This window comes from Chloroflexota bacterium, assembly GCA_020161265.1.
GTDB lineage: Bacteria > Chloroflexota > Chloroflexia > Chloroflexales > Herpetosiphonaceae > Herpetosiphon.
In genome coordinates, this window is sequence record JAIUOC010000003.1 from 145,078 (window position 1) to 168,678 (window position 23,601).

At 50.5% G+C, this 23,601-nt stretch carries 22 protein-coding genes; 11 read left to right on the forward strand and 11 right to left on the reverse strand.

Annotated elements, in window-relative coordinates:
• Nucleotides 1-278: 278 nt before the first annotated feature.
• The 3 genes from LCH85_07860 to LCH85_07870 form a co-directional block, all read right to left on the reverse strand.
• Nucleotides 279-1,400: a glycosyltransferase family 4 protein gene (locus LCH85_07860; GenBank protein ID MCA0351899.1), complete on the reverse strand. Its 1,122-nt coding sequence runs from the start codon at nucleotides 1,398-1,400 to the stop codon at nucleotides 279-281.
• 82 nt (nucleotides 1,401-1,482) lie between these two features.
• Nucleotides 1,483-2,511: a CAP domain-containing protein gene (locus LCH85_07865; protein ID MCA0351900.1), complete on the reverse strand. Its 1,029-nt coding sequence runs from the start codon at nucleotides 2,509-2,511 to the stop codon at nucleotides 1,483-1,485.
• 75 nt (nucleotides 2,512-2,586) lie between these two features.
• The gene (locus tag LCH85_07870) at nucleotides 2,587-3,597 is read right to left on the reverse strand and encodes a CAP domain-containing protein (GenBank protein MCA0351901.1); all 1,011 of its coding nucleotides are present in this window, start codon (nucleotides 3,595-3,597) and stop codon (nucleotides 2,587-2,589) included.
• A 268-nt stretch (nucleotides 3,598-3,865) separates the two neighbouring features.
• Between LCH85_07870 and LCH85_07875 the strand changes: the two genes are divergently transcribed.
• Nucleotides 3,866-4,426 (forward strand): hypothetical protein, encoded by a 561-nt coding sequence (locus LCH85_07875; GenBank protein MCA0351902.1) that lies wholly within the window; start codon nucleotides 3,866-3,868, stop codon nucleotides 4,424-4,426.
• Nucleotides 4,427-4,488: 62 nt separating this feature from the next.
• On the opposite strand, the gene LCH85_07880 is transcribed toward LCH85_07875, so the two are convergent.
• Nucleotides 4,489-5,322 (reverse strand): inositol monophosphatase, encoded by an 834-nt coding sequence (locus LCH85_07880; GenBank protein MCA0351903.1) that lies wholly within the window; start codon nucleotides 5,320-5,322, stop codon nucleotides 4,489-4,491.
• Nucleotides 5,323-5,425: 103 nt separating this feature from the next.
• On the opposite strand from LCH85_07880, the gene LCH85_07885 reads away from it, so the two are divergent.
• The 5 genes from LCH85_07885 (at nucleotide 5,426) to LCH85_07905 (ending at nucleotide 11,821) form a co-directional block, all read left to right on the forward strand.
• Nucleotides 5,426-5,692: a hypothetical protein gene (locus tag LCH85_07885; protein ID MCA0351904.1), complete on the forward strand. Its 267-nt coding sequence runs from the start codon at nucleotides 5,426-5,428 to the stop codon at nucleotides 5,690-5,692.
• Between the two features lie 3 nt (nucleotides 5,693-5,695).
• Nucleotides 5,696-6,904: a glycosyltransferase family 4 protein gene (locus LCH85_07890; protein MCA0351905.1), complete on the forward strand. Its 1,209-nt coding sequence runs from the start codon at nucleotides 5,696-5,698 to the stop codon at nucleotides 6,902-6,904.
• 83 nt (nucleotides 6,905-6,987) lie between these two features.
• Entirely contained in the window at nucleotides 6,988-9,066 is a 2,079-nt protein-coding gene (locus tag LCH85_07895; GenBank protein MCA0351906.1) for a response regulator, read from the forward strand.
• Nucleotides 9,067-9,432: 366 nt separating this feature from the next.
• On the forward strand, nucleotides 9,433-11,313 hold the full coding sequence (gene dnaK / locus LCH85_07900) for a molecular chaperone DnaK (protein MCA0351907.1): 1,881 nt from the start codon (nucleotides 9,433-9,435) through the stop codon (nucleotides 11,311-11,313).
• Nucleotides 11,314-11,629: 316 nt separating this feature from the next.
• On the forward strand, nucleotides 11,630-11,821 hold the full coding sequence (locus LCH85_07905) for a hypothetical protein (protein ID MCA0351908.1): 192 nt from the start codon (nucleotides 11,630-11,632) through the stop codon (nucleotides 11,819-11,821).
• A 60-nt stretch (nucleotides 11,822-11,881) separates the two neighbouring features.
• Here the strand turns inward: LCH85_07905 and LCH85_07910 are convergent, their stop codons facing one another.
• On the reverse strand, nucleotides 11,882-13,237 hold the full coding sequence (locus LCH85_07910) for a hypothetical protein (GenBank protein ID MCA0351909.1): 1,356 nt from the start codon (nucleotides 13,235-13,237) through the stop codon (nucleotides 11,882-11,884).
• 82 nt (nucleotides 13,238-13,319) lie between these two features.
• A complete protein-coding gene (locus LCH85_07915; protein ID MCA0351910.1) occupies nucleotides 13,320-14,087 on the reverse strand; it encodes an MBL fold metallo-hydrolase in 768 nt (255 codons plus the stop codon).
• A gap of 109 nt (nucleotides 14,088-14,196) precedes the next feature.
• Between LCH85_07915 and LCH85_07920 the strand changes: the two genes are divergently transcribed.
• Nucleotides 14,197-14,961, forward strand: coding sequence for a hypothetical protein (locus tag LCH85_07920; GenBank protein MCA0351911.1), 765 nt, complete (start codon nucleotides 14,197-14,199; stop codon nucleotides 14,959-14,961).
• Between the two features lie 16 nt (nucleotides 14,962-14,977).
• A complete protein-coding gene (locus LCH85_07925) occupies nucleotides 14,978-15,826 on the forward strand; it encodes a site-specific DNA-methyltransferase (protein ID MCA0351912.1) in 849 nt (282 codons plus the stop codon).
• Here LCH85_07925 and LCH85_07930 read toward each other — a convergent pair.
• From LCH85_07930 to LCH85_07940, 3 genes are all read right to left on the reverse strand, one after another.
• Nucleotides 15,786-16,418, reverse strand: a complete 633-nt coding sequence (locus LCH85_07930; protein MCA0351913.1) for an HD domain-containing protein — start codon at nucleotides 16,416-16,418, stop codon at nucleotides 15,786-15,788. The genes LCH85_07925 and LCH85_07930 overlap by 41 nt on opposite strands.
• A gap of 19 nt (nucleotides 16,419-16,437) precedes the next feature.
• Nucleotides 16,438-16,827 carry a hypothetical protein gene (locus LCH85_07935; protein MCA0351914.1) on the reverse strand — a complete coding sequence of 130 codons (390 nt, stop codon included), beginning with the start codon at nucleotides 16,825-16,827 and terminating at the stop codon, nucleotides 16,438-16,440.
• Between the two features lie 212 nt (nucleotides 16,828-17,039).
• The gene (locus LCH85_07940) at nucleotides 17,040-18,248 is read right to left on the reverse strand and encodes an MFS transporter (GenBank protein ID MCA0351915.1); all 1,209 of its coding nucleotides are present in this window, start codon (nucleotides 18,246-18,248) and stop codon (nucleotides 17,040-17,042) included.
• A gap of 324 nt (nucleotides 18,249-18,572) precedes the next feature.
• Between LCH85_07940 and htpG the strand changes: the two genes are divergently transcribed.
• Together htpG and LCH85_07950 are read left to right on the forward strand one after the other, a co-directional pair.
• Nucleotides 18,573-20,447 carry a molecular chaperone HtpG gene (gene htpG / locus LCH85_07945; protein ID MCA0351916.1) on the forward strand — a complete coding sequence of 625 codons (1,875 nt, stop codon included), beginning with the start codon at nucleotides 18,573-18,575 and terminating at the stop codon, nucleotides 20,445-20,447.
• A gap of 158 nt (nucleotides 20,448-20,605) precedes the next feature.
• Nucleotides 20,606-21,142, forward strand: a complete 537-nt coding sequence (locus LCH85_07950; protein ID MCA0351917.1) for an RNA ligase family protein — start codon at nucleotides 20,606-20,608, stop codon at nucleotides 21,140-21,142.
• Nucleotides 21,143-21,284: 142 nt separating this feature from the next.
• Here LCH85_07950 and LCH85_07955 read toward each other — a convergent pair whose 3' ends face one another.
• Nucleotides 21,285-21,650, reverse strand: coding sequence for a DoxX family protein (locus LCH85_07955; protein MCA0351918.1), 366 nt, complete (start codon nucleotides 21,648-21,650; stop codon nucleotides 21,285-21,287).
• 4 nt (nucleotides 21,651-21,654) lie between these two features.
• Nucleotides 21,655-22,641: a deoxyribose-phosphate aldolase gene (gene deoC, locus LCH85_07960; protein ID MCA0351919.1), complete on the reverse strand. Its 987-nt coding sequence runs from the start codon at nucleotides 22,639-22,641 to the stop codon at nucleotides 21,655-21,657.
• Nucleotides 22,642-22,782: 141 nt separating this feature from the next.
• Here deoC and LCH85_07965 point away from each other — a divergent pair, with 141 nt between their 5' ends.
• Nucleotides 22,783-23,499 (forward strand): hypothetical protein, encoded by a 717-nt coding sequence (locus LCH85_07965; GenBank protein MCA0351920.1) that lies wholly within the window; start codon nucleotides 22,783-22,785, stop codon nucleotides 23,497-23,499.
• The last annotated feature ends 102 nt before the right edge of the window (nucleotides 23,500-23,601 follow it).

Genomic DNA, 23,601 nt, shown 5'->3' on the forward strand with positions numbered 1-23,601 from the left:
TGAACATAGTAACAAACTCCACAAACCATCAAAAGTTCTGTCGCGAAGCATAGCAGGCAGGTTTGAGTTTGTCAAGTGACGATTTTTGGGCATCGGGGATCGGTTGTTGGGGGTCGGGGGTCAGGGATTTTTAAACGCCAAGGACATGAAGGAGAATAAGGCTATAGGCTTTTGGCTATCGGAAATTGGTTGAAATTATCAAAAGCCTATAGCCTATAGCCAAATCTTCCGATCCCCGCCCCCCAACAACCGATCCCTAGCCCCCGACCCCTAGCCCCTTATGTTCTATGCTCTATGTTCTGGATAATTGCCTCGCGCATAGCCGAACCAACCGCTTCCCAGCGATAACGTGCCGCAATTTCGACACTGCGTGCGCCAAAACGCCGACAGCGCTCAGGATCGCCGACCAATTTGATCAAGACGGTCGCCAGCTGATCAACCGTGCCTGGCTCAACCAAATAGCCATTGCGATCGTGCTCGATAAAATCGGGCATGGCTCCAAGGTTGGTTGAAACCACAGGCAGCCAATAATTCATGGCCTCAATCGTGACGATGCCAAATGGCTCAAGTTTGGTGGGCATACAAAAGACTGCGGCGCGTTGATAATACTGCGGCAATTGCTCAACCGGAATCCGCCCGATGACCTCAACTCCTGGCTGGTTGGTTTGTGGGTTTGCGCCGATGATCGTCAGGGTAGCGTTGGGATAAACCGCCCGTACTTGGGCGAAGGCTTGCAGCAATTCAGGGCCGCCTTTACGCTCCCAATCTATCCCAACATAGACAATATTTTGGCTGGCATAGCGGGCTGGATCAGGCGTTTCGCTGATGACCGGAGCATTGCTACCAGCGTAAACACAACGTACTTTGGCTGGGTCACAATGGTAATCTTCGACCAATGAACGTGAAACATGATTGGAACGTGTAAAGACTAAATTGGCATTTTGATAAATAGTTGGCTCTAACTTCATCCATTCGGGGTGATAGAGCGAGGCCGGATTAAAGCCTGGATATTGACGATTTGCCAGCAAGGTATGGTCGGTATAGACAAAATGGGGGATATTTGGCACGCTAGCATCAAATAATGATTGCATCTGAAAACTGAATAGATAGTCGTCATCGCGCAGTAAATCGGCAACTAAATGCTTGACAGCACGAAAAATATAGCTGGTGATCAAAAAGGCATCTTTGGGGCCACGCCGCCGCATCGCCAAATCGCCAGCATATTGGCGTAATGTCCACCAGCCGTTTAATGCAACCAGTGCAGGCTTGCGCCGAATGATGGGAATTAAATCGATCTCACGGAGTTCATTTTCAGGGAATTGAGCACGCAGCGCTTCGGCGGTTCGCACATTCGCCAACGGCCAGCGCCCCTTACGAATAAAAGCAATTTTGGGAGCCACACGCACCTCCAGCACAGATCACGACCGACAGTAACTCATGGCTACTGTCGGTCTGAATTGAGGATTTTATTGGAAAAAGCAGCTATTGATTTGGATTAATCACGGTTACATTATAGGTGAAGGAGCGGGTTTGCGAATTGACCACAACATTGCTGATTGTGATGGTATAAGTTGTATCGGCGCTTGGCTGCGCCCAACTTGAGCTATGGTTGTAGCCTTGGGGAATCCAAACGATCGTATTTTCGCCCATATTAAAAGCAACTGTCTCTTTGGTAACCGGAATCGTGGTGTTGCCTTGGCGCATCGTAACAGTTGCATTCGTAAAGTTGCCATTATGCAACGAGAATGACCAACGCCCAAAGACCACTTGGTAGGGTACGAAACCTTCGGGTGGCCATGGCACATATTCGGTGCGGGTGGCAGGTCTGGCCGTGCCAAAATCACTGGTGATCACGTAGAGTGCATTTGAGCCAGCATAGCCGCTACGGCTGGGTACATCGCCAGTCCCAATAGATTTATTTTGCGGGTATAGAATCCAGCGGCGGTGGCCAGCGGCACTATTGCCAGCCCCAGGATCAAGCATATAGCCCGTAATTGCACCTGGCCCAATTTGACCCAAATAGAGATTCGATTTGCCAGCGGCGGTTTTGCCAGCGGCGGTGTAGCACGCCCATGACGTTGGCGGGCTATGGCTCAGGCTATTGTTGCGGCTCATCATCAAGGCCGCTTGTTGGGCTTGGCTATTGTAGCTCTCGTTGAGGGTGACTGCGGCCATGCCCGCCATTTTACGAAAATAATTAACTCGCAACAGAATTGCATCGCGATAGGCTTGACTGGTTGTGCCAGCGTTACAACTGGCTTGGCTGCCAGTCCAGCCATCGGTCACGCCTTCGCTTGGCAAGTAGAAATTGGTATAGAAATTGACCACCGATTGGCGGTTATTGATATCAAGTTCAGGGTTCGACATCACAGCAGGCAGATAATTCATGCTGCCGCCAGCGATAGCTTGGGGTTCTTGGGCTGCAAGTGGGGCCACCAAGCCAAATACCAACAAACTTGTTACAACCAAACTGATCCAGCGGCTGCGCCGCCAAGGAGATGCCACCTGCATACCATGCCTCCAGTGTAGTGAATTAATTAATGAATTTTGACAAACATTTGGCAATTTGGCTATAGCCCATCCGCCCTAGCGACTTGGGTCAATCACGGTGACCTGATAGCTGAACGAACGAGTTTGGCCATTCTGCACCACATTACTCACATTCACAGTATAGGTGATATCGGTGGCAGGTGCTGGCCATGTAACGTAGCCTGTAACATCCCAAACAATTGTATTATCGCCGCTGCCACTGCTGCGCGAGACGATTGTCAGGGCTTGCGGTTGTCCACTCTTTTGCATCGTCACCACGGCATTGGCAAAATTGGCGTTGGGTAAGCTAAACGACCAACGTTTGTAGGCATTCATAAAAGGTACAAAGCCCGCTGGCGGCCAAGCAACATATTCGGTGCGGGTGGCAGGGCGTGGGCCAGTGTTGCCAACCACCCACAAACTATTGGCATCGAGCGTGCCAGTTTGGGCTTTGACATCGCCTGTACCCATTTTGAGCGTCGGTGGATACAACAACCAACGTCGATGCCCAACGCTGGGCGTGTTGTCATCGGACATATATAAGCCAATCGCGCCAGTGCCATTGGCGGTTACCCCAGCCGCCAAATTCGATTTACCAGCGGCTTCTTTACCTTCAGCGGTATAGCAAAGCCAATTGCTGGGCGGATTATGATTGAGCGTGCGGTTGCGACTCATCATCAAGGCTGCTTGCTGAGCCTTCGCATTCAAAGCCGGATCAAACGTAACCGTGCCCATGCCAGCCATGCGCCGAAAATAGTTAATGCGGGCTAAAACTGTATCGCGGAAAGCTTGGGTGGTTGTGCCAGGCGTGCATGTGCTGGCATTGCCCGTCCAGCCAATATCGACTGCCATCGAGGTGAGATAATAATTTTGGTAAAAGTTCACCACCGATTGGCGATTGTGAATATCCAAATCGGCGTTAAACATAATGGCTGGTAGATAATTGGTGCTGCCGCCAGCCAAGGCCTGAGGTTCTTGGCCTGCTACTGAGCCAACCAAACAAAAAATCAGGGCGCTGACAATTAACCAGCGCCGTTTAGGCCGTAGCCAATACTGAATAACCTGCATACACACTCCAAAAATACGCAACAATGATGCAGGGGTACTATCGCAGCCCTAGCCCAAATAGACCATAGCCCATTAGCCCTAATTTTTTACCTGTGATTAATGAAATCGAGCCATAAAAAATGCTTATACCAGTATGTCAGCCATATGTTGCCATTGCTGTTGGAATTAGTAATCGTAGATATAGTTGAACAAATGTTCTGATAATGCTATAGTAACGATCATTAATTCGAAGGTTAGTTCACATGAAAAGTATTGAGGAGCAGCAATTATGGGAGCATCAGGCTGGACATATTTTGTCCCCTATCAAGCTGACTTACAAGCAGCCTTTGATCAATTACAAGCAGATGTATTGGAGAGTGGCGATTTTAGTAAGGGCGGCGCATGGTGGGAAGGCTTGGCTCTAGAGGATTATCTTCCACCTGATCGGCTGAGTACTGACGATATTGAAAGCTATCGCCAAGAGCTTGAAGCTTTGCAAAGCCAAACGTATCCCACTACAATTGAGCAATGGTGCAAGTGGAATGAGCCTGATGGCACGCATTCGATCCTTGATATTGAGCGGGTTGTCATATCACCACCATGGACAAGTTACGAGGCCGATCCTGAGGCATGGCAGCAAGCCATGAGCGAACAGTTTGGGGTTGTTGTTCCAATGCCAGAAGCCCTACAAACCAAGATTTTTGGTACAACCCGACCGACCAAAGCCCAAATTATGGCGCAAGAGCATGCTGTTTCTAGTTACTGCGAGCGCTTTCAAGGCTTGATTATCACGGTTTATGAAAACGATTTGCCGTATGAATTGTATTTTATCGGCTTCTCTGGCGATTAGATTTGGTTGGTAAACACAAAAGCTCTTGCCATATGCAAGAGCTTTCTCGGCTCAATAGTGAATTAGGCTTGTAATAATTCAACCAGTTCAGCATGTACCGCGCCGTTGGTTGCCACCAAGCGATCAATCCATGGATTCCAGTCTGCGCCAGTCCAGGTGCTGAGTTTGCCCCCAGCTTCGGTCAAAATCACGGCGGCGGCGGCAGTATCCCAAGGCTTGAGGCCTAACTCCCAGTGGCCTTCGCTGCGCCCAGCTGCCACGTAACAAATATCCAAGGCGGCGGCTCCGCCACGGCGAATCGCTTGAGCTTTGAGCACGATGCGGGTAAATTCGGCGATGTTGTTATCGGGATTGCTGCGGATTGTGTAGGGGAAGCCAGTGCTCAGCAAGGCGGCATCAACGGTATTTGTGCTAGTGACATGCAATGGTTGATCGTTGAGCCAAGCGCCAACCCCACGCTCGCCGACAAAACATTCATCGCGCCATGGATCGTAGACCACGCCAATTGTTGGCTGGTTGTTGTGCAATAAGGCAATTGAAACCGCGAAGAATGGGAAGCCGTGGGCATAGTTGGTCGTGCCATCAAGCGGATCGATCACCCAACAATATTCGGCAGTCCGGCCATCGTCGCCCGATTCTTCGGCCACAATCCGATGATCAGGAAATTGTTCGCGCAGTTGGCTGACGATCAATTTTTCGCTAGCTAAATCGATATTGGTAACCAGATCGATGGCGGCACTTTTATGTTGAATCTGACGCTCATTGCGTAATCCATCGCGCAGAATTTGGCCTGCGGCTTTGGCTATGGCAATCGCATGACTTCGCATTTGTGGTATCCTTTGGGCTATGAAAACTACGTGCTCTCGTCGTTGGCGACAGCGGCTCAATTGTACCATTGCTCTGCTTGTAAGCCCATGGCTGTTGATCGGCTGTGGCGCTGTTTCGCAACCGTTGCCAACCAGCAGTCCTGTTATCCCAACCCTGACGCAGGAGCCAACTATGACCAGCCAGCCAGTATCCGGCAATGCTCAAACCGTGATCAGTTTGCATCAAGCTCAATTTGCTACTCCAGCCGAGCAAATTAATGTGCTAATCGATGAAGCCCTAACGTGGCCCGCCAGTAATCTTGGTTGCGCCGATAATGGTGGCATCGGGCGGGCAGTGCTGACCCCAGGTTTCCGCGTGGTGCTTGAAGTTGCTGGCGTGCGCTATGCCTACCATGCTGGACGTGATGCTCAATTCTTCTTGTGCAATACCCCTGAGTGATCGATGCGAATTCTGTTTCTGACCCCATACCCAGCCTACCCAGCCAACAGCGGCGGTACGCAACGCATGTTTCAGTTGCTACGTGAGCTAAGCCGCCAGCATGAATTATGGTGCTTAAGCCTCTCGCCGAGCCACAGCGCTAGCGCCGCTGCTCAACCACTCAATCGCTATTGCCATTTAACGTTAATTCCTGCACCGCGCCGCAATTTAGCCCAACGCGCTTGGACGACCCTGACCTCGCCGCTGCCCGATATGGCCTTGCGTGCGCCATCAGAAACATTTCGTTCGGCTTTGGCTAGTTTGCTCAACACCAATCGTTTTGATTTAGTGCAAGCTGAAAGTATCGAGATGGCGCAATATGCCTTGCAAGCGCAACGTTGGGGCATTCCAGCGACGCTTGATCAATGGAATGCTGAATATGTGTTGCAACAACGAGCCGCTCAAACCGATCGTCAACAGCCCAAGCGTTGGCATGCCGCGCTTTATTCGGCGATTCAATGGCGCAAATTGGCGCGCTACGAGCGCTTAGTTTGCAACCAGCTCGATCAAACCTATGTGGTTTCGCCCGAAGATCGCACCATGTTGCAAAAAATTGGGGTCAAGAAAACGCTGCATGTCGTGCCGAATGGAGTTGATAGCCAACAATTCAGCCCAAGCATGCCGCGTGAGTACGATCCAAATACGCTGCTTTTTACTGGCAGCTTAGATTTTCGCCCGAATATCGATGCCCTGCGCTGGTTTATTCAGCAAGTGTTGCCTTTGATTCGGGCTGAATATCCTGCGGTCAAATTGATGATTGTGGGGCGTGCGCCAACTCCAGCAGTTCTGCAATTAGCCCAGCCTGGCGTGATCGACATTATCCCAAATGTGCCGAGTGTGCAGCCCTATTTCAACCAAGCAGCAGTGTTCGTCTTGCCCATGCGCATGGGCGGCGGCGTGCGGCTCAAACTACTCGAAGCGTTAGCCACCGAAACTCCGCTGGTCTCAACCACGATGGGTGCTGATGGCGTAACAGGTTTAGTGCCCAACCAGCATTGTTTGCTGGCCGATACTCCTGCCGAATTTGCCCAAGCCACGCTCAAACTACTGCGCGAACGCCAATTTGCCCAAGGCTTGGCGATGGCCGCTCGCCGTTTCGTGGCCGCCAACTACGATTGGCAGGCGATTACCGAGCGCTTGCAACAAGCGTGGGGCGAAATAAGTCATGGGTAAGACTCACTAAAAGAACTATAGACTGCTAGGAAACGAGCCACTATACTCTGTCGTTGTGTCCCATCCTGATCTAGGGAGGACGTATGGACCCACACCACGCCAGCGAACAGCCCACCGTTGCCCAGCATGCTAGCCTTGCTCGCCATGAATATGCCGCCGAAGCTGTTCAGCCCCAGTCTGATCGTGGTGGCTTGCTTGAACAGACGCAAACGATTCTGCGCCAAAACTTGCCCTTGGATATGCTGTATCGCCAAATTGTGACGGCGATTGCGCGTAGTTTTGCCAATAGCTTAATCAGCATTTACGCCGCCCACACCGATATTTTGCAACTGCAATGCCAACATGGTTTTGGACATAACCCTGAGCAACTGAGCTTTCAACAGGGCATTGTTGGGCGTTGCGCCCGCACCAAACAAGCTTATCTGATTGCCTATGTTGATCAAGACCCCGATTTTATTCGTAGCCATCCGCATATTCAATCGTCGATCTGTATTCCACTCTTGGCTGAGCAACAATTGCTCGGGGTATTGATGGTCGAAAGCATTGTCGATACGCTGAATCAAGCTGATGCGGAAATTTTGGCAAAGGTTTGCCAGCAACTCAGTAATGCGATTGCTCAAGCAGCGCTTTGGCGGCCAAATAGCCTGATCGATCAACATTATCGGGCCATGCTCGATGCCATGCCTGATGGGATTGTGGTGCAACAGGCTGGCCGAATTGTCTATATTAATGCAATTGGGATTGAATTGTTAGGCTTTGAGAATCGTCATCAACTGCTTGGGAGCGATCTCGCAGGCTTGCTCGAACAAACATCGAATACCATCCAAAAATTATTTGATCAAGCGATTACCACTAACCAAGCGCTGAGCCACGAACTGCAATATGATACAACCAAAACGCCAGAAATCCCCCTAAGGTTGACCATTATTCCCATAACTTTTGCTGGTAATACAGCGGTACAGATAGTAATTCGCGATCATACGGCCATCCAACAACGTGAAGCTGCCCAACAACTTGCCAACGAACGCGAAAAACGCAAAAGTCTTGGCCTGCTCGCCGGAGGCATCGCCCACGATTTCAACAATATTTTGATGGGCATTCGTGGCAATGTTAGCCTTGGTTTGCTCGATCTCATTCCGACCCACCCAATTTATCAGCAACTGCAAGAGATCGAAAAGCTCGCAATTCGAGCAACTGAGCTAACCCAGCAGATTGTCGCCTATACCGGAGGCAGCCTTTTTGTCAGTAGTACGGTCGATCTGAATGCGCAATTGCGTGAGCTAACCACGACGTTTAGTGAGCAGGCCCATCCAACGACCAGCATAACCTATGAGCTTGATGACCAATTAGGGCTACTCAAAGGCGATGTCAATCAAATCCGCCAAATGATCTTGAGTATCTTCAAAAATAGTGTTGAAGCGATCGAGCATCGCTATGGAGCAATTCAGATTACCAGCAAGCTCCAAACCTACACCCAAGCTCCACATACCGCTACTGGCTTACCCAAACTTGCGCCTGGCAGCTATCTCACCCTGAGTATTCGGGATAATGGTGTTGGCATGGATGCTCGCACCCAACGGCTGATGTTTGATCCCTATTTTAGTACCAAGTTTACTGGACGCGGCCTTGGTTTAGCCGCTGTTCTGGGTATGGTACGAGCGCATCATGGGTCAATTGCCGTGTGGAGCCAACCGCAAATGGGAACGGAGGTCACTGTGTTATTACCACCACATTCGATCTTACAGCCAACCCCCGCAGCGCCGAACGAGGATGTTCATTCAGTTCATAATGTCGTGATGCTGATCGACGATGAACCAGCAGTTCGCACGGTTACTGAACGCATGCTGCAACGTTTAGGCCTAACTGTTCAAGGATTTAGTGATGGTGAGAGTGCGATCAAGGTCTTTCGTGAGCATGCCCATGAATATCAATTGGTGCTGCTTGATTTGACCATGCCTCAATTTAATGGCATCGATACGGCCCATGGCTTGCGGGCCATTCGCGGCGATGTGCCAATTGTCTTGATGAGCGGCTATAGCGTTGATTCGATGCTCGACCCACTGTTGAATGATGGTTTGGCGGGTTTTTTGCAAAAACCCTTTACGCTCAGCGATTTGCAACGCACAGTCAATAGTGTTTCGGCCTTGAAAGCACGGAATTGAGCTTGAGGATCGGGGATTGGGCAACTGATCCCCTTTTTAATCCACGAAGCGCACGAAGTTAAGTTTTTAGCCACGAATTGCACGAATTCCACCAATTATCCTCGCCAGACCCATGGCCCAATGCCAACGATTCAGCTCCGATCCCCAACCCCTATGTTCTTTGCTCTATGTTATATGTTCTCAACTTCATCCCTCATCCTTCATGTTAACCATCTCTTACACAAAACTAACACTCCATCTATATTGTTCTAGTGGATGATCGGCTATACTCCATACACAGGTCGGGCAGTAAACGCCGCCTGTTCCAATAGCTCTGTAAACTCATTAGACATATCAATAAACACATTTTTTGGAGGATTAACCGCTATGGCAAAGATTGTAGGGATCGACTTGGGGACAACCAACTCGGTAGTCGCTGTTATGGAAGGTGGCGATCCAGCGGTTATTGCAAACGTTGAAGGTGGTCGCACCACACCATCAGTTGTGGCCTTCTCGAAAAACGGCGAACGATTGGTTGGGCAAACTGCCAAGCGGCAAGCAACCGTCAACCCCGAAAATACTATTTTCTCAATCAAGCGCTTTATGGGCTTGGAGTTTGATAAAGCAAATCAAGAACGCAGCACCGTTCCATATGAAATTGTCAATGGCCCACGTGGCGATGCTCGGGTACGGGTTCCACGCACTGGCAAGGATTACACTCCCCAAGAAATTTCAGCTATGACCTTGCAAAAGCTCAAAAACGATGCTGAACAATATTTGGGCGAGCCAGTTCGCCAAGCGGTCATTACCGTGCCAGCTTATTTCAACGATGCTCAACGCCAAGCAACCAAAGATGCTGGCCAAATCGCTGGCTTGGAAGTATTGCGGATTATCAACGAGCCAACCGCTGCGGCTTTGGCCTATGGTCTCGATAAAAAGAACGACGAAACGATCTTGGTATTCGACCTTGGTGGTGGTACATTCGACGTTTCAGTGCTCGAAGTTGGCGATGGCGTGATTCAGGTTAAAGCAACCAATGGTGATACCCACCTTGGCGGCGATGACTACGACCATCGGATTGTTAAGTGGTTGATCGACGAGTATAAAAAAGATCAAGGCATTGACCTGACCAGCGACAAGCAAGCCTTACAACGCTTGAAAGAAGCTGCTGAAAAAGCCAAGATGGAACTCTCGACGACCATGGAAACTGAAATCAACCTGCCCTTTATCACGGCAGATGCCAGCGGACCCAAGCACTTGGTCACCAACTTGACCCGCTCGAAGTTCGAGCAATTGACCGCTGATTTGACCGAACGGCTCAAAGGGCCATTCACTCAAGCGCTCAAAGATGCTGGCTTGAAGGCCACCCAAATTGATGAAGTGGTTTTGGTCGGTGGTTCAACTCGGATGCCAGTGGTGCAAGAATTAGTACGCAAACTGACTGGCAAAGATCCGCATAAGGGTGTGAACCCTGATGAAGTTGTGGCAATCGGCGCAGCCATCCAAGCTGGTGTGCTTGGCGGCGAAGTCAAAGATGTGCTTTTGCTCGACGTTACGCCATTGTCGTTGGGCGTTGAAACCCTTGGTGGGATCATGACCAAGTTGATTGATCGCAACACCACCATCCCCACCCGCAAATCCGAAGTATTTAGCACGGCGGCTGATGGCCAAACTGCGGTTGATATTCACGTTTTGCAGGGCGAGCGCGATATGGCTGGCGACAACATGACCTTGGCTCGTTTCCAATTGCAAGGGATTACGCCTGCGCCACGCGGTGTGCCACAAATCGAAGTGACCTTTGATATCGATGCCAACGGCATTATCAACGTTTCGGCCAAAGATAAGGCTACCAACAAAGAGCAAAAGATCACGATTACCGCTAGCACCAACCTGAGCAAAGACGATGTGCAAAAGATGGTGCGTGATGCTGAATCGAATGCTTCAGCCGACCAAGCTCGCCGTGCCAAGATTGAGCTGAAAAACCAAGCTGATAATATTGCTTATCAAGCTGAAAAAACGCTCAACGACCTAGGCGATAAGGTTGAGCCAAGCGTCAAGAGCCAAGCCGAAGCCCAAATTGCCGACTTGCGCTCGAAGATTGCCGAAGAAGATGATGCTGGGATTCAAGCTGCAATGGCTACCTTGCAACAAACCTTGATGAGCATTGGCGAAGCCCAGTACAGCGACCAAGCTGCTGCGGCTGGCGCACCTGCCAATGCCAAAGCCGCTGATGATGGTGTGGTCGATGGTGAATTCACCGTCGAGTAAACCGCGCTTCGCTCAAACCACCTCTATGCTAGGTCATAGGGGTGGTTTTTTGGTTAATCAGGGTAGGCAAGTTAACACCTTTTGGGCTAAAATTCAGTCTTGCGATGGAGCCAAAAAATTGGTATGCTATTTACACTATCGACCAGATGACATTTTGAAACCAAGGAGGGTGCATATGGCTGCTGTAATTGTGTTCTCAAACGGGGAGCTGTAAGTAGCTAGGGCACGATAGCCTAATTTAAATCGGCCCTGGGGCAGGCTCCCCGTAGCGCTCGTCGTTGCGGAATCAATTTCTATTGAGGAGTACGCTGTCGCCATGAAAGGCCAAACACGCGATTATTTGAATGAAGAGTGGTTGGAAGACCAAGAAACTGAAGAAATAGCTGAGCGCCGCGAACGCAAAAATGATGATCGCCCACCGCCCAATCCGCGCCAACAAAAGGCTAAAGAATGGGGTCGGGCAATGGCGAAATATCATCGTCAGCGCAAAAAAGAAGGTCACCAATAATGCCAACAGCCCGCTGCAACTCGTGCAGCGGGCTTTGTTGTGGATGCTTGCTTGGGTTTGTTAGTTGAAGATTTCACGTAAGGCGACGTAGTTGTCGATGACTGAAGGCGTTACGCGGCGCACCGTATTGACATATGAATTCAGGTTTGAACAGGTGAAACATTCTTCGGTGATAATCACTGCTGACACAACCGGAATATCTTTGCCGTGGTGGGCGCTGTATTCATAATGATAAACTGGGCTACCACTATGACCAGCACTGGCATCACATTTCACATCGTAGCGCCGTGCCCAACCAGCACCATCCAAATTTTTGAACCAACGTGCACCACAATTGCCAGGATCACCATACATACGGGCTACTTGGCAGCCAGCTGGAGCATTGCCGCGATCAGCGCCAGTTCCGTTACAGTTGGGGTAACCACGATTATAGCTGGTGGTGTTCTTCAAATAGGTTGCTGTGCGTGGAGCAACACCCATCCATGAAGTGGTATCACCCAAACGATCTGGCACAACGATCATCCCAATATCCCAGCGGGTGCGATTGCTTTGGTTTGGATCGCGCCATTCTTCAAAGGTCCAATACCATGATTCGACTGGTGGTTCTGGATCGAGCATAATCACACTTGAGCTATAGGGTGCTGAGCCAGTGCCCGTGCCGTTCCGTCCAGGCGTGACTTTGATCGTAAACCAAACATTGGTTGCTTCACGATTAATACAATGGGCGGCGGTGATCAAGTGACGTGGCCCCACAAATGTCCCCGTACATCTCGAATCTTGGTTGCCGCTTACCCCTGAAAATTGGCTGATTGTGCGTAAGGGATATTGGCTTGAATTGGTTTTTAATTCACGATTATCGTCGCCATTGCTCCAGCCAAACGGTGTGAATACTTCGGTTTGTTTGCTGCGTTGCGGCGGCGGCGGTGCATCAATATCGCCAGTGTAATCGGTGGGTATTTTGCCATTGAGCAAATCGTTGCGCTCATAGCAATCGCGAATTGCGCCGACTGTGCTGGCTTGCATCACCACCCGAAATTCGTTCAAGGTTAAGGTGTTGAACACGCGGAAGGTGGCTGTTGAAGCAGGAACCGGATCCCGTTCGTATGGCTCATCGTCGCCAACTTCTGTTGGCAGCACTGGCAGCGTTGGCGCTTCATCAGTCAACACGCCAGTGGTGATAAATTCGACCGTCAACGTGCGATTGACTCGTTGAACCCCGCTGGGTGGATTGACCTGGCTAAGCTTGGTTTTGAGCGCGGCCAGTTGGAATGGATCGCCACTCAAACATGGTTGGGCACTGCCGCTCGTCTGGGCCGAAGTTGAACTGGTGGTGATTGAAAAACTACTGGCGAGTAATCCGACCGTTCCTAACAGGCTCAGCGTCGAGCGCCAAAGTTGGCGAGTTTGTCGTTGCATTGCTACACTCCTTCTTGATTCCGATGGCTGTAGCATAGCAGCCCGACGCTGAGCAAAAGTCTCATTTCGCGATCAAAAAGTCTCATTCTCCAATTGGCAACACCAAACCATCGTAGGCAAGTTGTACATGCTCGGGCAAGTTGGCATGCTCAGTGTTGTAATCGAGGCTATGGCTCATATGCACAAAAAAGGCCTGTTCTGGCTGAATTCGGGCTACCGCAGCGAGTGCTTGCTCAACCGTAAAATGCAATGGATGCGGTTCATGGCGCAGCGCCCCGATAATTAAGCTCTTTACGCCATGCAATAGCGCAAATGTTGGCTCTGGAATATGGCTCACATCAGTCATGTAGGCCAAATCGCCAATTCGAAAGCCCAAAATCTGCCAATTACCATGATCAATTGGCAAGGGAATAATTGGCACATCACCAATCTGCAATGCTGAGCCATCGAGCAGATTCAAGCCCAAGCTAGGGCGAGTTGAGGCCGATTCGCCGCTAGCAAAGGCATAATCATATTGGTAGCGAATGCGATCGAGGGTAAATTGATTGGCATACAGCGGCAGAATCCGTTGGGTATGCAAGGTAAATGGCCGCAAATCGTCGATGCCGCCAATATGGTCTTGATGCGGGTGGGTGACTAAAACTGCATCAAGCTGCCGTAAATTATGGCGCAAGCCTTGAAGCCGCAAATCTGGGCCAGGATCGATCAAAATGGTTGTGGTTGGGCTTTGAATCAAGGCAGCGGTGCGAGTGCGCTGGTTGCGTGGCTCAGTTGATGTACAGACGGCGCAATCGCAAGCCAACATTGGCACACCCATCGATCCACCACATCCCAGAATTGTTAGTTGCATCAAACCATCTCCTTGTGCTAGTTGGGTCACATGCTCAGCGCATTTTAGCATGGCCAGGCCCATTTTGCCGTTACAATGGAGTGAGCTTTGTTGATCTTTGGAGGTTGGTATGAGCGCAGTAGTTGAGTTAAGCCGCGCCGAAATTGTGACAATTTGTGCTGTGGTTAGCGCAGCAAGTATTATGGGGGTTGCTCCGGCCCAAAATCCTGCTGAGCACGCTCAATTATTACAGCTTGGCGAAACCGCACTGCGCCAACGCCAGCTTGCTCAATCCGACCATGATGGGATGTTGATGATCGCCCGTGATCCGCTGGCGTTGGTCGCAACCTGTGCCTACCCCCAGCGCAGTTTGATCATCCATCATGTGCAACATAATGGGTCGGTGCTGCAAGTATTTGGGCATAAACATGCCGATTCAGTGGTTTTCCACGAAGTGCTCAATCCTGATATGCAGCGCTTGCAGGCCGTTGGTTCGTTGGTGCAATTGGCAGAGCATAGCCTCGATTGGTGTGGCTATGCGGGAAATGCGGAGTTAAGTTTGCGCTGGCATATTCAAAGCACGGTGTTGGCTGAAGCCCGCAGTTTGGTTGAACAAAGCGAGGAACAGGCGGCCCTGCAAGCCTTGGGCAATTCGGGCGTTTCCGCTGAAGCAGCCATCCGCTTGATCGAGTTGCTGAGCCAACCGCATACCACCACGATTTTCAATGCAGTGGTCTATCAAGGCCAGCAAGTGTTGAGCCGTGAATATAGTTTATTGCAAGCAGGCCAACACGCCTTGCTGATGACCCAAACCAACATTGAGCAAGATCTCTATCAACTTGAAACGACCAGTCGCGAACGCTTGGCCAATTTGTTGATTCAATCGTTAGCATAGTTTAGAAGGGCTCGGCGTGAATTCGCAGCAATCAAATCAGCTTATTCAAGGCGAAATGTTCGATGTTATCGGCTCAATCGCGCCCCAATCGATTGATCTGTTGTATCTTGACCCGCCGTTTGCTGCTGGTCGGGTGTTTGCCGATAGCGCTGGAGCTTTTGATGACCGCTGGCAAGGTGGCTTAACCGAATATTTGGCTTGGCTAGAGCAACGGTTGGTAGCTGCTCGCCAAATTGTGGCTGAGCATGGCTCGTTGTTTTTGCACCTTGATCGGCGGGCGGTGCATTATGCCAAAGTGCTGCTTGACCAAACTTGGGGCTTCGAATGTTTCCGCAACGAAATTATTTGGCATTACACTGGCGGCGGGCGGGCGCGGCGAAGTTTTTCGCATAAACACGATACGATTTTGTGGTATAGCAAGCATCCGCAGCACTGGACATTTAATCTCCAAGCAATGCGCCAACCCTATAAGGCCAGTAGTGGTTTTGCCAAGGCCGGCATCCGTTCGGCGGCTGGCAAGCGTTATTTGCCGCATCCCGATGGCACTCCCGTCGATGATGTTTGGGATATTCCGATGCTCAACCCCATGGCTGCCGAGCGTTTGGGCTACCCAACCCAAAAGCCCGAACGCTTGCTGGAGCGAATTATTCTCGCAGCAAGCAATTCGGGCGATCTGGTAGCCGATCTTTGTTGTGGTTCAGGCACGACGGCGGCAGTAGCTCAACGCCTAGGGCGACGCTGGATTGTGGCCGATCAATCGGCTGATGCCTTGGCTTTGGTGCGAAGTCGCTTGCGCCAACAAGCCGCCGAGTGGCAAGAAGCAATCATCCAACCTCAGCCAATTTTGTTTGCTGCCAAGCACTAAGCGCCGTCGCAGCCACCGCTGAATCCCAATGTTGATCAATCGCTTGATCGATTAAGCCTTGTAGATTAGGGCTAAGGCTGTTTGGCTGGGTGCGCAAATGGTCGAGCGTATTGGCCAATGCCACAATTTGGGCGCTACGGGCAGGATATTTGCTGCCACGTGGAAAGCCTGTGCCGTCGATCCGTTCGTGATGCTCAGCCACTAAGGGAATGAGCAGATGCAGCGTGGGATAAGCGCGTAAGACCTCAATGCCTTCGTTGACATGCTGTTGATAGAGCGCAACTTCCCAAACTGGGCTGTTTGATGCTGGCCGAAACAACAGACTGCGCGGCATGCGGGTTTTGCCACAATCGTGCAACAGGGCTGCCAACCAAATCTGCTGCCGTTCATAGGTTGGCAAGCCTAGGCTATGGCTCATATGCCAAGCCATGTGGCCAACCCGCAGCGAATGTTGATAGAGTTCATGCGAATGGCGAGCGATCGAATTTAAGATCAAATGGGCATCATAGGGTAGTTCAGGCGAGTTTGGCATCAAGGCTGCAATGTCACGCGGGATGGAGTGCCAAAATTCAGGAAAGCTTGTTGTGTCCATGCCGCGTTCTCCTCTTCAACTAAAGCATCCCTTTGCTTGATTCGATGTTGCCCCATTGCCAAGCGGTGTTGAGTGGCGCGGTTTGCAATTGCTGGGTGACGGTAATACCTTCGATGTCGCCCCATTGCCAAGCGGTGTTGAGTGGCGCGGTTTGTAGTTGCTGGGTGACGGTAATACCTTCGATGTCGCCCCATTGCCAGGCGGTGTTAAGCGGGGCGGTTTGCAGTTGCTGGGTGACGGTAATACCTTCGATGTCGCCCCATTGCCAAGCGGTGTTGGCGGCGGCTGGTGTACCAAATTGAGGTGTTTGGCTGCTTGTGAGGGCAGTGTAAACAAAACTGGCAAAAATCAGGCCGAAGGTGACGAAGGCGAGAGCGATGCGGCGGCTAATCGTTGATGAATTGTACACTGGGAGCCTCCTAAGCTGTATCAATTTGGGTCTGGATACAGCTTCGCTTTCGCAGTGCGACAACTCTGTGAATGGCATGCGACAGGCATGCGACAATTATTAAGTTGTTATTTAATTGTTAGGTTTTCACTGAACGCTAAAAATTAAAAAAATCAGCCATGGTGCAGCAAACTACACCCATGACTGATCGATTTAAGCCGAATAATTTTAATTTATTGGCGGTTTAGTTGCCTCCGCCGTAATAACACCAGCATTGGCCATAAACAGCAACTTGCTGCCACAAACGCCGCTGGGAGGCCCATGCGACTAGCGATTAAGCCAATGATCGGGCCGCCCAGAATCTGACCAAAGGCATCAGCTTGGCTATTGATCGAAATAATTGTCGCACGGCTGCGACTTTCAATCAGCCGATTGAGCCACGCACTATACAGCGGTTGAATGCTTTGACGTAGCATTCGAATGAGCATAATCCAAAATAATGCTACAGCAAATTGTTGGGTGAACGCTAAACCAAGCAAGCCTGCTGCCAACAAGCCATATTGCCAGCGTAACAGCCAAATACTACGCTCGGTGGTGTTGCTAGCTAAGCGTTTAATCACGCTAACTGCCACCAAACTAGCCAAGGTTCCCAGTGCGGCGATTGCCCCAAACCATGTAACTGGTTGGAGATCAAGCAATGTTGGTAGGCCAATATTGTTGAGCAAATGCGCTTCCCACAGCCGATCGTAGCCTTCAGAAGCGGCTCCGGCGATGGCACTCATCACCATGAGACTCAATAATACTGGGTGTCCTCGTACCGTTTGCCAACCATGGGCGAGGGTTGCGCCAAAGCGGCCCCAACTTTGGCGTTGAGCAGCTGGCGCAGGGCTAAACTGGGTTTCTGGCATAAACCAGCGGATGCTGATCGCTAAACCAACCAAGGCGAGGCCACCACCAACGATTGGCCAAACCAAGCCAATATTTGCCAACACCACCCCCAGCCCGATGCCAAGCAAGCTGGCGATGCTGTTGAGTTGGGCGGCCTTGAGAAACAACGCCTCAACTGCCTCAACCCCGAGTTCATCGGTGATCCAAGCTTCGGTTGCGCCGCTCATCAGGGTATAGCCCAAAGCCCAAACAACTTGAGCCAACAAACTACCAACAAAACTGCTCAGCCAAACCTCGCTGAGCGCTCCCAAGCCCAAAAAGGCTACTCCCAACACGACCGACAAACGCCGACTATAGACATCGGCAACTACGCCCGTGGGAATTTCCAAGGCAAAGGCAGCAGCCTCAAGCATTGTGCCAACTAACACCAATTGCAATGGATCAAGCTGGAGCACTTGAATCCGATAGAGCATTGAGGCAGTAAAAATACAACTTAAGAGTAGTCGAGTACCAAACGATAAAACCAAATAGCTAAAACGCGCTTGCGGTTGCACAGGCAACTCCTGCTAGAAAAATTCAGCCCAGCTGGCTGAGCCGCAGCGCGATGATTCCCATTGACCATTGATTGACCTTTCGGGGCTATCGTTGCTGTTGCTCAACCCAAACAATGCCAGCAGTCGTTGATAGTGTTTGCATGAATTGCCTCCAAATCAAAACAATAGCTGGTTTATATCAAGTTTTGGCGGGCTTGCCCTCGGTCTTAGGGCGCATCTCCAACACAACGCTAACGTAGCAAGCTTCTCGTGGTAGGCTTGGCTATGCTACAATCGGCCTAGCGGTTTAAGCCCAATTAAGCGTTTTATAAGGAGTAGCGACCTATGGCTGAGCAACACGATGTTGCCAACGAGCGCGAACAGTTTCAATTCCAAGCTGAAATCCAACAAGTTTTGCATATTCTGATTCACTCGCTGTATACCCACCGCGAAATTTTTGTGCGCGAATTGATCTCGAATGCTTCCGATGCTTTGAATCGGGTGCAATTTGAGATGTTGACCAACCAAGATGTGCGCGACCCCGAGCTTGAATTAGCGATCACGCTAGAAGCCGATAAAGATGCGCGGATCATTCGGATTAGCGATACTGGTATCGGCATGACCCGCGATGATATGATCAAGAACTTGGGCACGGTGGCGCAATCTGGCGCGAAAGCCTTTTTGCAAAAGTTGGGCGAAGCCAACCCAACCAATAGCAGCGAAATTATTGGTCAATTTGGCGTAGGCTTCTACTCGGTGTTTATGGCTGCCGATGAAGTGCGGGTTACCTCGTTGTCGTATCAGCCCGATGCAACTGCTTGGCGCTGGACATCGCGCGGCGAAGCAACCTACACCTTGGAAGCAGCCGAACGCAGCGAACGCGGCACGACGATCGAAATTGTGCTCAAAGAAGATGCCGAAGAATACGCCGAACGCTGGAAACTTGACCAAATTGTGCGCCAACACTCCAATTTTGTGGCCTTCCCAATTTATTCGGCTGAGGGCGACGAAAAGAAGGTGCTCAACCAACGCACGGCACTTTGGCGCAAGCAACCACGCGAAGTCACCCAAGAAGAATATAACGATTTCTATCGCCAAACCACGATGGATTTCACCGAGCCATTGAGCACAATTCATATTAGTACCGATGCTCCGGTCGATTTGCACGCAATTTTGTTCTTGCCCGCCAAACGTGAGCAAGGTATGATGCGCCAAATTCCTGATCCAGGCTTGAAACTTTATTCGCGCAAGGTACTGATCCAAGAGCGCAACGAAGAATTATTGCCCAAACATCTGCGCTTTGTTCAAGGTGTGGTCGATTCGGAAGATTTGCCGTTGAATGTCTCGCGTGAAACCGTGCAAAGCAGCGGCACATTACGCCAAATTGCCAAAATTATCACCAACAAAATTACTAAAGAAATTGAAACTTTGGCCGAAAATGATACTGAGAAGTTTGCTGAATTCTGGCGCGAATTTGGGCCATATTTCAAAGAAGGCTTGGTTACCGATCCAGGTACGCGCAGCCAAATTGAGCCATTGTTGCGCTTCCACTCGACCAACGGCGAGGGCTTGACCAAGCTCAGCGAGTATGTTGAGCGCATGAAAGAAGGCCAAGAAGATATTTATTATGTGATTGCCGACAATCTGGAAACTGCCCGCCGTTCGCCACACCTCGATTATTTCAACGAACGTGGCTACGAAGTGCTGTTGATGCATGAAACGATCGACAGCTTTGTCATTTCCAGTTTGCGCGATTTCCAAGGCAAAAAATTGCGCTCAGTTGATGATGCCGATATTGCTGGTGACGATGTTGAGCTAGAAGGCTCGCTCTCAGCAGCCACCCTCGGCCAACTTGGCGACCGGATCAAAGAATTATTGGGCGAGCAAATCAGTGAAGTGCGTGGCTCGAAGTTGCTGCGCAGCAACCCTGTGCGTTTGGCCGCACCTAGCGATGATTTTGGTCGCGATATGGATCGCATTCGGCGCATGATGGGTCAAGAATATAGCGTGCCAAGCCGAATTCTTGAACTCAACCCACGCCACGCGATTGTCCACAACTTGGCCGCCTTGCTCGACGAGCCAGATCAAGCCGAATTGTTCGAGGTTGCAGTGCAACAATTGTATGGTACAGCCTTGTTAGGTGAAGGCTTACACCCCAACCCCAGCGAGTTGATCAGCGGCGTGCATGCCTTGATCGCTGCCGCCACCAAAAAGCAATAAGTCTGAGTTCGCTCAAGCCCCTCTCCTACACAATGCGGGAGAGGGGCTTTTTTATTTAAGCTTTAAGCCTAGATGAATCCCCAACTTGCGACTGATTACGCCCCAAATATTTGTAATATGCTGGCTATGATTAACCCTGATCGTAAACGAGGTGAACGATGAGTGATGAGTTTGTGGCGTTTCCCAAAATTGCGCGGCTTTCGCGCCAAGTGATTGTGACCGAGAAAATTGATGGCACGAATGCCTGTATTGCAATCGATGAACAAGGCCAGATTCGGGCTGGCAGCCGTAGCCAATGGTTAACCGTGGAGAACGATAATTATGGCTTTGCGGCCTGGGTTGCGGTCAACCACAATGTTTTGCTTGAATTAGGCGTGGGCACGCACCATGGCGAGTGGTTTGGCCACCGAATTGGCAAGCGCCAATATGGCTTGAATGAACGGCGTTTTGCCTTGTTCAATACTTCGCGCTGGAATGCCGAGAATCGGCCTGCTTGCTGTGAGGTTGTGCCAGTGCTCTACGATGGCGTATTTGATACTGCCAAGATTGATGCATGCTTAGAAGATTTACGGCTCAATGGTAGCCGCATGGTTGCGGGATTCATGCAGCCTGAGGGTGTGATTATCTATCATACTGCTGCTAATATTTTTTTCAAAAAGACCATGCCCAATGATGGAGCCAAGGGTAAAACCTAAAATACGCTAGTTTATCAGCTGGGCAAACGTTGCTGATCGAGCACACTAAACCCGTCATTAACCATTCTGGGCTAGGCTTTTGACTAGCGGCTTGAATGGTTGATGACGGGTTTGGATGTTTAGTGCTGAATTAACCGTACAACTAAGCTTCGTCGTGCGAAACCCACCATGCCAACCAAATGAGTAAGGGTTGAAACGGCAAACGCAGCCATAACAGGAGTGGTCGTTGTTTGCCAAATAAGGCTGGGTTTTGCTTGAGCATTTGAATATTAGCCGGAAAAACCGCCAAATACAACGCCATCAAGCCTAAGCCAGCCTTACGGCGCACCCCTGGCAACAACAAGCCTAGCCCACCTAAAATCTCAAACAAACCGCTGAGATAAACTAGGCTGCGCGGGCGTGGCAACGAAGGTGGTACAATCTTGATGAAGGGCTTAGGATTGGTAAAGTGTAAAACGCCCACCAACACCATAAAACTCGCCAACAACCCACGAACCAAACGTTTCATTGCACTACCCCATTGGATGGCGAATCGCCGACGAATATTGGCCAGTTAAATAATGCTCTAATTGACGCTCAATATCGCCTAGCAATGCACTCGCACCATAGCGAAACAAATGTGGATGCAGCCATTGATCGCCGAGTTCTTCCTTGATCAACGCCAGCCAATCCAACGATTGTTTAGCAGTTCGGATGCCACCAGCAGGCTTAAAGCCAACTTTATAGCCGGTTTGCTCATGGTAATCGCGAATCGCCCGAACCATGACCAACGAAACTGGCAAGGTGGCGTTGACTGGCTCTTTGCCAGTCGAAGTTTTAATAAAATCAGCGCCCGCCAACATACAAACCAGGCTGGCCTGCGCAATATTGCGCAAGGTTCCGAGCTCGCCTGTGGCCAAAATTGTTTTCATATGGGCTTCGCCGCATGCTTCACGAAAGGCTCGCACTTCATCATATAAGCCTTGCCAATCGCCGTTGAGCACAAGATGGCGTGAAATCACAATATCAATTTCACGAGCGCCAGCAGCAACCGAAGCCTCGATCTCACGCAAGCGTAACTCCATGGGGGATAACCCTGCGGGGAAGCCAGTTGATACTGCGGCAACCGGAATGGCCGTACCTTGGAGTGATTGTACTGCCGTGGCAACAAAGGTATGGTAGACACAGACAGCGCCAACTGTCAAATTGAGGCCGCGAATGCCGAGCGCATCGACCAAATCGCCACGAATTGGTTGCCGAGCTTTTAAACATAAACGCTGGACAGTGCCAACCGTATCATCACCTGAAAGGGTGGTTAAGTCCATACAGCTAATCGCTTTTAACAGCCAAGCCGCCTGCCAATCCTTTTTAACTGTGCGTCGATTTGGCAAGCTACTCACGCGGCGCTCCACCGCTGAGCGATTGACGCGAATACTATTGACCCAGCCAAGGTCGAGCGGGCTGATGGGGTTACGTTGTTCGTGCGTCATTGCCGTGACACGCTCCACTTCGGTTTGCATAGTTCATCCTTGGGGTCGAAATTGTACATCGACCCATACTGGTTGTTATCAAATCGTCATCCACAATGCGGATCATTTCGCTGATAATACCATAAGCTTTTGTGCTTAGTGTAATTGCGCAATTAAAAGGAGTTGATTGAGATGACAACAATTCGCCATTCAGTTGAAGCCACGGTTAGTCGGATGGTGCTACGCACGCTGCGCGAACGCGCCCAGCTAGCGGGCTTACCTCAAGCCCGTAATGATGCCGCCCGCGCCTTGGCTGCCTTGCTTGATCAAACGATCACTGAACAGATAAGTTTAGATCAGCTTCAACGCCAAGCTCAACAAGCGATCGAAGCAGGAATTGGCTGCTTGGTTGTGCCATTGGAGCAAGCTGAACTCTGGGTTGATGCGACTGCTGGCAGCGGGCTACGGATCGGTGTGGCGGCCCATACCCGCGAACAGGCTGAGCATGCACTACGGCTTGGGGTTACCGAAATTGAATTAATTGTGCCTCAACCGATCATTGGAGATGCGGAGTATTTAGAAACATGGCTCAGCGAAATGTTGCCGCGTTCATATGATCCCAAGCCATTGCTTAAACTCAACTTAACTGCCTGCAATCATCACCAAATCTTGCTCCGCGCCTGTGCTCAAGCAGCTACCCACGATTTGGATCTCGTGACCGTGCCAGCTGAACTTGTCGCCGATGTGCGCCGCACGATCAATTCGGCCATGGGGATTAAAGTTGAGTTTGTGCATGATCTGGCTCAGGCACGCGCCTTATTGACTAATGGGTGTACCCGTTTGGGCACAACGGTTGCCAGCGAATTATTGCTCGCAGCCCACGTTAAACCAGATGTGCCGTCGTTGTGACGGCACATCCTAGCGTTAAGTTAATAACTTAATCCTGCCAAAGGGCCAAAACCGCGAAAGGCACGCAGTTATTTTTGCCACGAATTGCACGAATGACACGAA